Raw genomic sequence first — 12984 nt, forward strand, 5'->3', positions numbered from 1 at the left:
TGTCACCACTCGATGCCCCGCTGGCCCTTCTGGCCCGCGTCCATGGGGTGCTTGACCTTCGTCATGTCGGTCACGAGGTCCGCGAAGTCGACGAGCTTCTCGGGCGCGTTCCGCCCGGTGATCACCACGTGCTGGGTCCCGGGCCGGTTGCGCAGCACGTCGATCACCTCGTCGGTGTCGATCCACCCCCAGTGCAGCGGGTACGCGAACTCGTCGAGCACATACAGCTTGTACGTCTCGGCCGCGAGGTCCCGCTTGACCTGCTCCCAGCCCTCGCGGGCCTTGTCCTCGTTGTCCATCTGACCGTCGCGCTGCACCCACGACCAGCCCTCGCCCATCTTGTGCCAGTCCACGGACCCGCCCTCACCGGACGCCCCGAGCACCCGCAGCGCGTTCTCCTCGCCGACCTTCCACTTCGCCGACTTGACGAACTGGAACACCCCGATCGGCCACCCTTGGTTCCAGGCCCGCAGTGCGAGCCCGAACGCGGCCGTGGACTTCCCCTTGCCGATGCCCGTGTGCACGAACACCAGCGGACGATTCCTGCGCTGACGCGTCGTCAGACCATCGTCCGGTACGACACTCGGCTGTCCCTGCGGCATTACGCGGCCCTCCTCGAAGTCCCCTGCGTTCCCTGCACATCCCGTACCAGCCCGGCGATGGAGTCCGCCCGCAGCTCGTCCAACGTCACCGCCGTACCGCCCAGTTCACCCGCCAGCCGCCCGGCGAGCCCCAGCCGGACGTGGCCCGTCTCGCAGTCGACCACCACGGACGCGAGGCCCTCGGCCGCGAACAGCCGTGCCGCCCGCCCGGCGAGCGCGACGGGCTCCGGCCCGCCGGTCGCCCGGCCGTCGGTGACCACCACGACCAGCGGCCGGCGCGCGGGGTCCCGCAGCCGCTCCACCCGCAGCACGTCGTGCGCCTTGAGCAGCCCGGCCGCCAGCGGCGTCCGCCCGCCCGTCGGCAGCGACTCCAGCCGGGCCGCCGCCGCGTCCACCGACGAGGTCGGCGGCAACGCCACCTCGGCGGCCGACCCACGGAACGTCACCAGGCCCACCTTGTCCCGCCGCTGGTAGGCGTCGAGCAGCAGCGACAGCACCGCGCCCTTGACCGCGCCCATCCGCTGCCGGGCCGCCATCGATCCGGAGGCGTCGACCACGAACAGCACGAGATTGCCCTCGCGCCCCTCCCGGGTCGCCTGCCGCAGATCGTCCCGGCGCACCACCAACCCCGGTCCGGACCGCCCCCGGGTCCGCTGATGCGGGGCGGCGGCCTGCACGGTCGCCGCCAGATGCAGCTTGGTCAGCGTGCCGCGGGGCCTGCGCGCCCCGGTCGTGCGCCCGTGCTCGGTCCGCGCGCGCGAACGCCGCCCGGCGGCACCCTCCCCGAGCCCCGGCACACTGAGCACCTTCGTACGGAACGGCTCGGCGGCCCGTACGGCGGACTGCTCCCCGGCGGCCGGAGCCTGCGCCGGCACACCCTCGCCGGACTCGGGCGGCGTGCCACCCTCGCCGCCCTGCGGCCCGTCGGACTCCGGAGCGGGCGGCCGTCCGCCGCCACCGGGCCCGTCCGGCCCGGGGTCCGGATCCTCGTCCGGCGAGTCGCCAGGGTCACCGGAGTGGTCGGGGTCGTTCGGGTCGTTCGAGTCGCTCGGGCCGTTCGAGTTCCGCGGCGGCTCCGCGAACTCCTCCAGCGTCTCGTCGAGCTTGTCCTCGTCGAGCCCGGGCGCGTCGAACGGGTTCCTGCGCCTGCGGTGGGGCAGCGCGAGCAGCGCGGCCCGGCGCACGTCCTCCGCGAGCACCTCGGTCCGCCCGGCCCACGCGGCCAGCGCGGTCGCCGTCCGGGCCATCACGATGTCGGCCCGCATCCCGTCCACCTCGAAGGCCGCGCAGGTCGCCGCGATCTGCAGCAGCGCCCCGTCGCCCAGCACCACCGACGGCAGCAACTCCCGTGCCGCGACGATCCGTTGCCGTACGTCGGCCTCCTCGTCCGCCCAACGGGCCGCGAAACCGGCCGGATCGTCGTCGTAGGCGAGCCGCCGCCGGACGACCTCCACCCGCTGGTCCGGCTCCCGCGAGGCCGCGACCTCCACGGTCAGCCCGAACCGGTCGAGCAACTGCGGCCGCAGCTCGCCCTCCTCGGGGTTCATCGTCCCGACCAGCAGGAACCGCGCGGCATGCCGTACGGAGACGCCCTCGCGCTCCACGTACGAGGCACCCATCGCGGCCGCGTCGAGCAGCAGGTCGACGAGGTGGTCGTGGAGCAGGTTCACCTCGTCGACGTAGAGGATGCCCCGGTGCGCGTCCGCGAGCAGACCGGGCTCGAAGGCCTTCACGCCCTCGGAGAGCGCCCGTTCGATGTCGAGGGCGCCGACGAGCCGGTCCTCGGAGGCGCCGACGGGCAGCTCGACCATGCGGGAGGGCCGGGTCTCGAACGCCGGCTCGTGCGGCCCGTCCGGACAGGCCGGGTCCGGCTTCACGGGGTCGCAGGAGAACCGGCAGCCGACGACGACCTCCACCTCCGGCAGCAGCGCCGCGAGCGCCCGCACGGCGGTGCTCTTGGCGGTGCCCTTCTCACCGCGCACGAGCACACCGCCGATGCGCGGGCTGATCGCATTGAGGAGCAGGGCGAGTTGCAGGTCGCCCTGCCCGACGACGGCGGTGAAGGGGAAGTGCGTGCTCACGCGGTGGGCCCTCCTACGGGTGAATGGGTGAGATGCGGGCGGCTCGACGGCTCGTGCGCGGTCAACCTGGTGCTGTGCTCCCTGCCTGAGCGGGGATGGCCCGGCGATGAGCCCGCGCATGGGCGGCGTTCTGGTGTGCTCCCCGCCCCTGCGGGGACAGCCGGAGACGGCGGCGCCCTCATCCCGGCATCCCCGGCGGAACGAACGGCAGCCCGCTGGGCGCACCCGACTCGATGAGCCGCCACAGCGCGTCCGTGTCCGCGTGCTCCTCGATCAGGTCGCCGAGCCGGTCGAGCTGCTCCTCGCGCAGCGCGGCGAACGAGGTGTCCGGGGCCGGTACGAACCGGCGCCCCGAGGCGGCGGCCACCTCGCGCAGGAAGGCCCGCCGGAACCCGTCCGACTCCAGCGACCCGTGCCAGTGCGTGCCCCAGATCTGCCCGACCCGGCACCCGTCCAGGAACGGCTCGCCGCCCAGCACCTCGGCGACCCCGTGATGGATCTCGTACCCCTCGACCCGCTCCCCGAGGGCCTCCCCGACGGGCCGGGTGAGCGTCTTCTCCGGGGCGAACCGCACCCGGACGGGAAGCACCCCGAGCGCCGGTACATGCCCCCGGCGGCTCTCGACGTCGTCCTCGATGTGCTCCCCGAGGACCTGGAAGCCCCCGCAGATGCCGAGGACCGGCCGCCCCTCGGCGGCCCGGCGCAGCAGCGCCTCGGCGAGTCCCCGTTCCCGCAGCCACTCCAGCGCCCGGACCGTGCCCCGGGTCCCCGGGACGACGACGAGATCGGCGTCGGCCAGTTCCTCGGCCCGGTCCACGAACCGCACGACCACACCGGGTTCGGCGGCGAGCGCGTCCACATCGGTGAAGTTGGACATCAACGGCACCGCGCACACGGCGACCCGCAGCACGTCCTCCCCGACGGGCGGCGCGACGTTCGACTCCCGCACCGTCCCCCGCAGCGAGACCCGCAGCCCGTCCTCCTCGTCGATGCCGAGCCCGTGCCGGAAGGGCAGCACCCCGTACGTCGGCCGCCCGGTGAGCCCGCGCAGCATGTCGAGCCCCGGCTCCAACAGGGAGACGTCCCCCCGGAACTTGTTGACGAGGAACCCGGCGACGAGGGCCTGGTCCTCGGGGGAGAGCAGCGCGACGGTCCCGAAGAACGACGCGAACACCCCACCGCGGTCGATGTCCCCGACCACGAGCACGGGCAGCCCGGCGTTCCGGGCGATTCCCATGTTGACGATGTCGGTCCGGCGCAGATTGATCTCGGCCGGAGAGCCGGCCCCCTCGCAGATCACCGCGTCATACGTGCCCCGCAGCTCGGTGAGGCAGTCCAACACGGTTCCGAGCAGCCGCTGTTGCCGCCCTCCGTGATAGCCGCGCGCACTCATCTCGCCCACGGACTTCCCCAGCAGCACCACCTGACTGCTGCGCTCGCCACCGGGCTTGAGCAGCACGGGGTTCATGAGCGCGGTGGGCTCCACCCGGCAGGCCTGGGCCTGCATGGCCTGCGCCCGTCCGATCTCGGCTCCCTCCTTCGTCACGAAGGAGTTGAGCGACATGTTCTGCGCCTTGAACGGCGCGACCTTGACGCCCCGGCGCACCAGCCACCGGCAGATCCCCGCGGTGACCACGCTCTTCCCGGCGTCGGAGGTGGTCCCGGCGACCAACAGCCCGCCACTCATCCCTGCCTCCTCGACCGCAGCAGCGACACACCCGCACCGATCCCCAGAGCCAGCCATCCGACCCGCCTTGACAACCGCACGGCCCGCTCGATGTCGCCCACTTCGACGGCGCGTCCTTCCCCATTGAGCACAGGTCGATGCTCGACCCGCCCCCCGTACGACAACGTGCCCCCCATCCGTACTCCGAGCGCCCCCGCGAACGACGCCTCCACGGGCCCCGCGTTGGGGCTCGGATGTCTGTGCGCGTCGGCGCGCCAGGCCCGTACGGCCCCCCGGGCGTCCCCGCCGGAGGCCGCGGCCAGCACCGCCGTCAGTCGTGCTCCCGGCCACCCCACCACGTCGTCCAGCCGCGCGGAGGCCCATCCGAACCGCCGGTACCGCTCCGACCGGTGGCCGACCATGGCATCCAGGGTGTTGACGGCCCGGAACCCCAGCAGTCCGGGCACACCCGCCACGGCTCCCCACACGAGCGCCCCCACCACCGCGTCCGACGTGTTCTCGGCGACGGACTCCACGACCGCCCGCGCGATCCCGTCCGCGTCGAGCGCCTGGGGATCCCGTCCGCACAGATGCGGCAGGCGGTCCCGCGCGCCGTCGACGTCCCCCGCCTCCAGGGACCGCCCGATCGCCCGGGCCTCCCGTCCGAGCGAAGTCCCCCCGACCACGGCCCAGGTGGCGGCGGCGGTCAGCGCGACGGAGGCGGCACGCGAGGGCCGCACGGCGGACGAGGCGACGGCCCCGAGCGCCACGGCGCCACCCGCGCACACGGCGGTGTGCAGCGCGCCCCACCCTCGGTGGTCCCGCCACAGCACCCGCTCCACGGCACCGGCGGCCCGCCCGAACGCGGCGACCGGATGCCCCCGGCGAGGATCGCCGAGCAGCAGGTCACCGAGGATTCCGGCGGTGGCGCCGTACGCGAACACGCGATCGGCACGCACGGGTTCAGCCGATCGCGAGATCGGACGAGGGCCCGGTACGGGGACTCAGACGGCAGCCGCGCATGGCGATATGTCCTCACTCAGGGTGTCCACGCCCTGGTTCGACGAGACCGACGGCGAGAGTTCCTGGCTCCCGGGAGGTTCTTCCCCGGTGACAGTGGCGGGACCGCGCCGGACTCGCACCGGCTTCCTCTCCTGCCGTCGTAGATGGCCCCGGCAGTCCACCACGCTCCCGGAAGACCCGTCAACTTGCTGTTGACCTGCGGCGCAGGGGTGTGCTCAGCCCCACATCGCTGAAATATCGCCAGACGCCCGAATCGGCTCTTTCTGCGCTCATTTCCGCGGTGTCGGGCGGGAACACTTGAGGGAACGGCAGTACGAAGACTGAGCGCCGACGAGCGGCAGCGGCTGGACACGGCGCTCGGGTCGTCGCGGTGGACGCGTGTCGGCGCGCTGACTTGTGAGGTGGAGGTCAGGGTGCTCGACAGGGAGTCCTCGGCGCGGAGTTGGATCAAGAGCAGCTATTCGGGCGACACCACCGTGTGCGTGGAGGCGTGCTTCGGGGAGGGCTGGGTTCTGGTGCGTGACTCGAACTGGAAGAAGAACGCTGTGCTCTCCTTCCGTCACACCGCGTGGTGTGGTTTTCTGGCGGGGCTTGTGGACCCGGGTGCGGACGGCTCTTGAAGAACCGTTCGGGGGACGGGAGGTACACGCGATGGAAGATCGGACCAAGGGATCCGCCTCGGCGCGTGCGCGGGCATCGAGGGATCGGCGGACACTGTTGTCCGCCGCCGCCCCGTTGGTGCTCTTCAGCACGGTCGCCGGAGTCCTCGCCGTGGGGGTGGGAGCTCTCGCCGCCCTGCTGGTGCCGGGGACGGAGGCGCGGGGTGTCGTCTGGCTGGCGGTGACCGCCCTCCTGGCCACCGGGGCCGGCCTGTGGTGGGGGCTCACCCCGGTCACGGAGCGGCTGAGGGCCCTGGACCGGGCTCTGGTCGGGGCTCGGCTGCGGGGCCCGGAGGAGCGCTGAGGCCGAGAGGCCGCGCCGCGTCGGCGCGGGCGCGCAGCACCTTGCCCAGACCGGCCGCGAGCGAGGTGAGCAGAGCGGCGGCGATCGCTCCGGTGATCGCCGTGGTGAGCGGTGCCGCGGCGCCGAACCCGGTCGTGGGCACGACCCGACCGGCCACGGCGATGCTCAGCAGCAGGACGCTCGCGCAGAACGTGCCCAGCAACAGGCGGGCGGACAGGAGCCTTATCTCGCCGTCGACCCGGGCGCTCTCGACCCGGATGAGGGCCTCGGCCCACTCCGCCTCCTGCATGGCGTACGCCTTCAGCGTGCAGTCGTCCAGCGGCGCCGGGCCGCCGGCCTCCGGGGGGTCGGCCGGGGCGGCGCCGTCCGGTTCACCGTCGCCGGGACCGGTGCGGCGCGCCGTCAGCCGCCTCCACCACTCGTGCCATCCGAAGACCGCCATGGGCCCTCCCCCCGATTCCGCCGGGCGTCCCGGCCCGGTGCTCAGTCGTTGTCCAGGCTCTCCCTGACCGTGTCGAGGAACTCGATCATCCGGTCGCCTTCGTACGCGTGGTCGCTGATGTCCGCGAAGCATTCCTGGTAGCGGACCGTGAGGTCGAGGTCCTCGCGGTTCGACAGTCCGCCGTTGGGGCCCTCCAGGTAGAGCAGGTCGTCGTCGTCCCGGAACCCGAGCAGGATGAACGGGCTGAGGGTGCTGAAGTGTGCCCCGGCCGAGAACGGCAGCAGCCGGATGCCCATCCGGGGCCGTCCGGCCAGTGCCTTCACGTGGTCCAGCTGGTGCCGCATGACCCGCGGGCCGCCGATCACCCGCCGTACGGCGGCCTCGTCCAGGACGATGTCGACGCGCGGCCCGGCGTCGGAGTCGATCAGCCGTTCCTGCCGGGCGAGACGGAGTTCCACCGACCGTCGCACGGCGGTGGGTTCCGAGGTGGGGGAGAGGAGGGCGGTGGCGTAGTCCTCGGTGTGCAGGAGGCCCGGGAGGACGATGGGGTTGTAGATGCGGATGGAGGTCGCCGCCCCCTCGTAGCCCAGGTACTGGGCGAACGGCTGGGAGACCAGGTTGCCCCAAGGGGCCCACCACGACGGCCCCTTCGAGCCTCGCGCGGCCTCCTCCAACTCACCGACCAGCGCCGGGTCCGTGATCCCGTACTGCTGGATGAGCGCCCGGACATCGGTGACGCTGACCCCGACCGTGCCGGCCTCGATGCGCATGATCTTCGACAGGGACCATTCCAGGGCGTCCGCGGTCTGCTGCTTGGTCAACCCGGACTTGTAGCGGGCTTTGCGCAGTTCGACTCGGAGCCTGCGTCGATTCAGGCTCGGATCGATGTCCCTGGGCATGGCGCTCCCCTGTTCAGCTGTCGGGTGGCCATCGTCGAAACGGCATGTATCTGATAGCTTACGCCGATTGGGATATCGTCGTACAGCCACCTCCTGAATGACATGTGTCATTTCGACGAGGGTCACAGTTTGCTTGGACAATAGACAAACCCCTCGTACCGGGTCAAACGGTACGAGGGGTTTGTCTGTGTGTGTCGTGCGAGGTGGGAGGGGGTGCCGGGGCCTCAGGCCATGATCAGGTAGATCCCGAAACCCACCGCCGCCGTGCAGGCCGCGAAGCAGGCGTAGGCCGCTGTCGTGGCGAGCGCGGGCGAGGTGCCGGCGGCGGTCGCCGCCTCTCGCTTGGAGAGGCCGACGATCCCCAGGGTGAAGAGGCCGACGAGGGCCACGGTGACCACGAGGCTGACTCCGAAGACGGAGCCGAGGGCTGCCCAGTCGATGTGCATGGTGGTGTTCTTCCTCGGGAGGTCGCGGGGCTCAGACGGCGGGCGTCGGCGTGGACGAGTTCGCCGGGGCCGTGGTCTCGGCCGCGGGGACCGGGATGGTCGCCGAGAGCTCCTCGGTCACGGTGCCGACGGGCGGCGGTGTCACGGCGGCCATCGCCGTGGTCACCACACCGGGCGGCTCCTCGGTGTCGTTGACGTTGGTGTGGTCGACGACCTCGCGGCGCGAGATCACCCAGATCGCGGCGCTGGAGGCGACGAGGAAGACCGCGACGACGGCCGTGCCCCAGCTGCCGAACGACGTCACCCACTCGGCGAGCGCGGCGACCAGCGCGGCGGCCGGCAGGGTCAGACCCCAGGCCACGAACATCCGGGTGGCGGTGGACCAGCGGACCACGCCGCCCTTGCGGCCGAGACCCGCGCCCATCACCGCACCGGAGACCGAGTGCGTCGTGGAGAGCGAGAAACCGAGGTGCGAGGAGGCCAGGATGACCGTGGCCGCGCTGGTCTGGGCAGCGAAGCCCTGCTGCGGCTGGAGGTCGGTGAGGCCCTTGCCCATCGTGCGGATGATGCGCCAGCCGCCGAGGTAGGTGCCGAGCGCGATGGCGAGACCCGCGGAGACGATGACCCACACCGGCGGGTCGGAGTCGGGCGCGAGGGCGCCGCCGGCCACCAGGGCGAGGGTGATGATGCCCATCGTCTTCTGGGCGTCGTTCGTGCCGTGGGCCAGGGAGACCAGGCCCGCGGAGGCGATCTGACCGGCGCGGTAGCCCTTGCCGGAGGCCTTCTCGCTCGTGTGCTGTCCGAGCTTGTACGTCAGCCGGGTGGCCAGCATCGCCGCGATGCCGGCGACCAGCGGGGCCGCGACGGCGGGGATCAGCACCTTGGTGACGAGCACGTCGCCGTGCACACCGCCGAGGCCGACCGAGGCGATGGTGGCGCCGACGAGACCGCCCATGAGGGCGTGCGAGGAACTGGACGGGAGCCCGACCAGCCAGGTCAGCAGGTTCCAGAGGATGGCGCCGACGAGCGCCGCGAATATGACCTCTGGCTGGATCCCGGACTCGTCGACGAGTCCCTTGGAGATGGTGTTGGCGACCTCGATGGACAGGAACGCGCCGACAAGGTTGAGCACGGCGGACATGGCCACCGCGACCTTGGGCTTCATGGCGCCGGTCGAGATGGTGGTGGCCATCGCGTTGGCGGTGTCGTGGAAACCGTTCGTAAAATCGAACGCGAGCGCGGTGATGACCACGATCGCGAGGATCAGCGAGAAGTTTTCCATTTACCCGGGCTTCTTTCGGACGTCAGTGGCATGTGGACCGTAGGCAACCTGGGTGAACGGAAGATGAACTGAGGCAGGCGTACGGGTGTAATGAACGAGGTGTCGCCACTCCGCTTATCGGCCGGCGGGAGACCGGGGCTACGCGGAGCGGCGGTCCGGCCCTCGAACGGAGGCGGAACACCGGGGTCCGCTACCCCCGGGCGAACTCCTTCAGTCGGTTCGTGGACCCGTTGAAGAGGTTCTGGTCACCCGGCAGGTTCCCGCTGCCGTTGTCGTACTGCCAGATCGTCCAGAACTTCCACCCCGCGGGCAGTTCCCCCGCCCCGGCGGAGTCGTACCGGGCCAGCCACAGCGCGTGGTTCCCGCCGAAGGCCGGGCTGTTGCCGGTGCAGGTCTTCCACCAGTGGGTGGTCGTGTAGATCACCGGACGGCGGCCCGTGAGGCGTTTCACCTCGTCGCTGAACGACCGGATCCAGCCGACCATGGCGTCGTCGCTCAGGCCGTAGCGCTTCCTCTTCCGGTCGTACGGGTTGTATTCGATGTCGAGCGCCGGCGGCAGCGTCCAGCCGTCCGCGCGCCAGCCGCCCCCGTTGCCCGCGAAGTGGCGGGCCTGGGTCTTCCCGGACGACCGGTGGGGCAGGGCGAAGTGGTACGCGCCGCGGATCAGGCCCGCCTCGCGCGAGCCGTTGTACTGCTGGGCGAAGTGCGGGTTGCGGTAGGTGGTGGACTCGGTCGCCTTGACGTAGACGAACCGGGCGCCCTTCGACTTCGCGCTCGACCAGTCCACCGTCTTCTGGTGCGAGGAGACGTCGTGCCCCCTGGGCTTGGCGGCGGCCGAGGCGGGCGGCTCGGCGAGCGCGGTTCCCCCCAGGGCCAGGGCCGCGACGGAGGCGGCGAACACGCGGTTGCGGAGACGGGACGACTTGGGATCGGTGGCCATACTTCCCCCCGGAATGGCGTTTGTGTGACAAAACACCCGGAGATTACTGGAAGATCGCTGGATCCCGGTCGATCACCGGCCAATCCCAACTCCCCATGACCTGTGCGCATATGAACCCATCGCCGGGCCGCGCCCCGCTGCGCATGCAGGCCTGGCCCTCCGCCGGGCCGCGGCCCGCCGTCGCCCGCCGCCTGGCAGGATCGCGGCATGGTCGAGCAGCAGGGGAACGGGAACGCCCGCGGCGAGCGGGGCGACGCGGTCGAAGGTCCACGGGGCGTGTGGGAGGCGCGGCGGGGCGGAGTGCCGGAGGACGTGGCGCGCGCGTGGGACGACCTCGTCGGGACGGCCCGCCGGACGGTGGCCGACGGCCTGGTCGTGGGCACCTCCGGGAACGTGTCCGTGCGGGTCGGGGACACCGTCCTGGTCACCCCGACGGGAGTGCCGTACGACCGTCTGACGTCGGACGATGTGACGGGCGTGGACCTCTCCGGCCGGCAGGTCCTCGGCACGCTCCGCCCGACGAGCGAGCTCCCCATGCACCTGGCGATCCACAACACCACCGATGCGCGGGCCGTCGTCCACACCCACGCGGTCCATGCGACGGCCGTCTCCACCCTCGTGAGCGAGCTCCCGCTGATCCACTACATGTCCGCCGCCCTCGGCGGACCGGTCCGGGTCGCCCCCTACGCGACCTACGGCACCCCGGAGTTGGCCGAGAACATGCTCCGCGCTTTGACAGGGCGCACCGGCTGTCTCCTCCAGAACCACGGCACGATCACCTACGGTCACACGCTCTCCGAGGCCTACGACCGCACGGCCCAGCTCGAATGGATGTCCAGAGTCTGGCTGACGGCGTCCTCGGTCCCGGGCCGCACTCCTCACCTCCTGACCCCCGCCCAACTGGCGACAGCGGCCACCCACCTCCACGACTACGGCCAGCCGCGCTAGAAGCGTCCTGAAGATCTTGAAAATGCGCCCGGCTTGCCCTACTTGATGGCAATTGACATTTACCGGCAATCCAGGGTGAGTCGGGCGGCCAGAGCAAGATCTTCAGCGGTCTCCTAGGCCCTGTCGTCACATTCCCGCCTGCCCCGCGGCGCCCTGCACGTGCTCTCGACGCACCGGGCGCCGACCCGAGTACGTCCGGTACGCGGGTCAGTGCCCGGCACGCCGAGAGCACGCTCCCCCGGTCTCGGCTGCGCTCGACCGGGAGGTACCCCCACGACGCCGCGGGGCCGCCCTTCGGGCGACGACGGGAATGTGACGACAGGGCCTAGACCACCAGCACCTGCCGGCCCGCGTCCGGTCCCCGTGGACCGGTGCCGGGAAGCCGGAGGCACCCGAGCACGCGGGTGCATGCGCGTATCAGGTCCGCCTCAGGTCCCGCACCCGCCACCCCGGTCACTCCGGTGTCGGTGCCCACTGGCCTGAGGCGGGGGCGGCCAGGACACTGGAGGCGTGGGTGCAGTCAAAGCGGCGGTCGCCGCGGTCGGGGTCGCGTTCGCGGCCGGTGCGGCCAGTGTCGCAGCGGGCCGGCTGGCGAGCGACGTCGCGCTGAAGGCGCCGCCGGGCGAACCGCTGCCCACGGAACCCCGGCTGACCGTGCACGCCACCGCCGCCGGCCGCATCGCCCTGACCCGCGCCTTCGCCTCCCGGCGCCCCGGCACCTACGGCCTCACCGGTGGCGACTCCCACGCCGTCGTCGGCGCCGTCCTGGAGGGCGCCCCGCACGCCCCCGACACGGTCGTACGCCGCCTGGAGCGTGTCACCCACGGCACCCTGGAGCCCGGCGACAAGGTGTGGCTCACCCCCGCCCTCCACCGCGGCGACCCGCGCACCGCACTCGGCCTCGACCACGACGACGTCGAGATCCCCGGCGAACTCGGCACCCTGCCCGCCTGGTTCACGCCCGCGGACCGGGACATCTGGGTGATCGCCGTGCACGGCCTGGGCACCACCCGCGAACACCCCCTGAACCTCCTGGAGTTCCTGCACCGCCACCGCTTCCCGGTGCTCACACTCGCCTACCGCGGCGACCCGGGCGCCCCCCGCTCCCCGGACGGCCTGAACCACCTGGGCGAGACCGAGTGGCGCGACGTGGACGCCGCCATCCGCCACGCCGTCCGGTTCGGCGCCGAACGGGTCGTGCTGCTCGGCTGGTCCACCGGCGCCACCATGGCCCTGCACGCCGCCACCCGCTCCGCGCTGCGCGACCGCGTCACCGGACTCGTCCTCGACTCACCGGTGCTCGACTGGACCGTTACCCTCCGCGCCCTCGCGGCCGCCCGCCGCACCCCCGGTGCCCTGTTGCCCCTCGCGGTCCGCGCCGCCCAGGGCCGCACCGGACTGCGCGTCGCCTCCGGTGACCAGGGCTCCGACGCCTCCGGGCTCAGGACCCCGACCCTGCTCTTCCACGGCCCCGACGACACCGTCGCCCCCTGGGGCCCCTCCCGGCGCCTCGCCGCGCGCCGCCCCGACCGGGTCAGCCTCCGCACGGTCCGCCACGCCCCGCACGGCGCCATGTGGAACGCCGACCCCGAGGCCTACGAAGAGGCGCTCCGCCGCTTCCTCACCCCCCTGATGTAGGTCCGCCGAGGCACGTCCACGGCACGGTCGGCGCGGGACCCGGGGAAGGCCCCG

The 12984-nt window shown here is 72.3% G+C and carries 13 protein-coding genes and 1 riboswitch; of the genes, 4 read left to right on the forward strand and 9 right to left on the reverse strand.

The genetic code is table 11. The features are described from left to right. Positions 1 to 2 precede the first annotated feature (2 nt). The 4 genes from cobO to P8T65_RS36885 form a co-directional block, all read right to left on the reverse strand. Entirely contained in the window at positions 3 to 602 is a 600-nt protein-coding gene (cobO, locus tag P8T65_RS36870; protein WP_316729562.1) for a cob(I)yrinic acid a,c-diamide adenosyltransferase, read from the reverse strand. Continuing rightward, positions 602 to 2683, reverse strand: coding sequence for a putative cobaltochelatase (locus P8T65_RS36875; RefSeq protein WP_316729563.1), 2082 nt, complete (start codon positions 2681 to 2683; stop codon positions 602 to 604). The genes cobO and P8T65_RS36875 overlap by 1 nt, the downstream gene beginning before the upstream one ends. 178 nt (positions 2684 to 2861) lie before the next feature. Then, positions 2862 to 4370 carry a cobyric acid synthase gene (locus P8T65_RS36880; RefSeq protein WP_316729564.1) on the reverse strand — a complete coding sequence of 503 codons (1509 nt, stop codon included), beginning with the start codon at positions 4368 to 4370 and terminating at the stop codon, positions 2862 to 2864. Continuing rightward, positions 4367 to 5308, reverse strand: a complete 942-nt coding sequence (locus P8T65_RS36885; protein ID WP_316729565.1) for a cobalamin biosynthesis protein — start codon at positions 5306 to 5308, stop codon at positions 4367 to 4369. Before P8T65_RS36885 ends, P8T65_RS36880 begins: the two co-directional genes overlap by 4 nt. A gap of 100 nt (positions 5309 to 5408) precedes the next feature. Further along, a riboswitch (cobalamin riboswitch) is annotated at positions 5409 to 5541 on the reverse strand. A 244-nt stretch (positions 5542 to 5785) separates the two neighbouring features. Here P8T65_RS36885 and P8T65_RS36890 point away from each other — a divergent pair. Both P8T65_RS36890 and P8T65_RS36895 read left to right on the forward strand, forming a co-directional pair. Beyond that, positions 5786 to 5992 carry a DUF397 domain-containing protein gene (locus tag P8T65_RS36890; RefSeq protein ID WP_217185535.1) on the forward strand — a complete coding sequence of 69 codons (207 nt, stop codon included), beginning with the start codon at positions 5786 to 5788 and terminating at the stop codon, positions 5990 to 5992. Positions 5993 to 6089: 97 nt separating this feature from the next. Continuing rightward, positions 6090 to 6335, forward strand: coding sequence for a hypothetical protein (locus P8T65_RS36895; RefSeq protein WP_217185561.1), 246 nt, complete (start codon positions 6090 to 6092; stop codon positions 6333 to 6335). Here P8T65_RS36895 and P8T65_RS36900 read toward each other — a convergent pair. The 5 genes from P8T65_RS36900 to P8T65_RS36920 form a co-directional block, all read right to left on the reverse strand. Beyond that, positions 6265 to 6777 (reverse strand): hypothetical protein, encoded by a 513-nt coding sequence (locus P8T65_RS36900; protein ID WP_316729567.1) that lies wholly within the window; start codon positions 6775 to 6777, stop codon positions 6265 to 6267. The genes P8T65_RS36895 and P8T65_RS36900 overlap by 71 nt on opposite strands. 41 nt (positions 6778 to 6818) lie before the next feature. Then, entirely contained in the window at positions 6819 to 7676 is an 858-nt protein-coding gene (locus P8T65_RS36905) for a helix-turn-helix transcriptional regulator (RefSeq protein ID WP_316729568.1), read from the reverse strand. A gap of 224 nt (positions 7677 to 7900) precedes the next feature. Further along, entirely contained in the window at positions 7901 to 8122 is a 222-nt protein-coding gene (locus tag P8T65_RS36910; protein ID WP_316729569.1) for a hypothetical protein, read from the reverse strand. 31 nt (positions 8123 to 8153) lie between these two features. Continuing rightward, positions 8154 to 9404 (reverse strand): anion permease, encoded by a 1251-nt coding sequence (locus P8T65_RS36915; RefSeq protein WP_316729570.1) that lies wholly within the window; start codon positions 9402 to 9404, stop codon positions 8154 to 8156. 190 nt (positions 9405 to 9594) lie between these two features. After that, a complete protein-coding gene (locus tag P8T65_RS36920) occupies positions 9595 to 10344 on the reverse strand; it encodes a lysozyme (RefSeq protein WP_316729572.1) in 750 nt (249 codons plus the stop codon). A 207-nt stretch (positions 10345 to 10551) separates the two neighbouring features. On the opposite strand from P8T65_RS36920, the gene P8T65_RS36925 reads away from it, so the two are divergent. Further along, positions 10552 to 11292, forward strand: a complete 741-nt coding sequence (locus P8T65_RS36925) for a class II aldolase/adducin family protein (protein WP_316729573.1) — start codon at positions 10552 to 10554, stop codon at positions 11290 to 11292. A gap of 510 nt (positions 11293 to 11802) precedes the next feature. After that, positions 11803 to 12930, forward strand: a complete 1128-nt coding sequence (locus P8T65_RS36930) for an alpha/beta fold hydrolase (RefSeq protein ID WP_316729575.1) — start codon at positions 11803 to 11805, stop codon at positions 12928 to 12930. Positions 12931 to 12984 lie beyond the last annotated feature (54 nt).

The sequence above is a fragment of the Streptomyces sp. 11x1 genome, from assembly GCF_032598905.1.
In the GTDB taxonomy this organism is placed as follows: Bacteria; Actinomycetota; Actinomycetes; order Streptomycetales; family Streptomycetaceae; genus Streptomyces.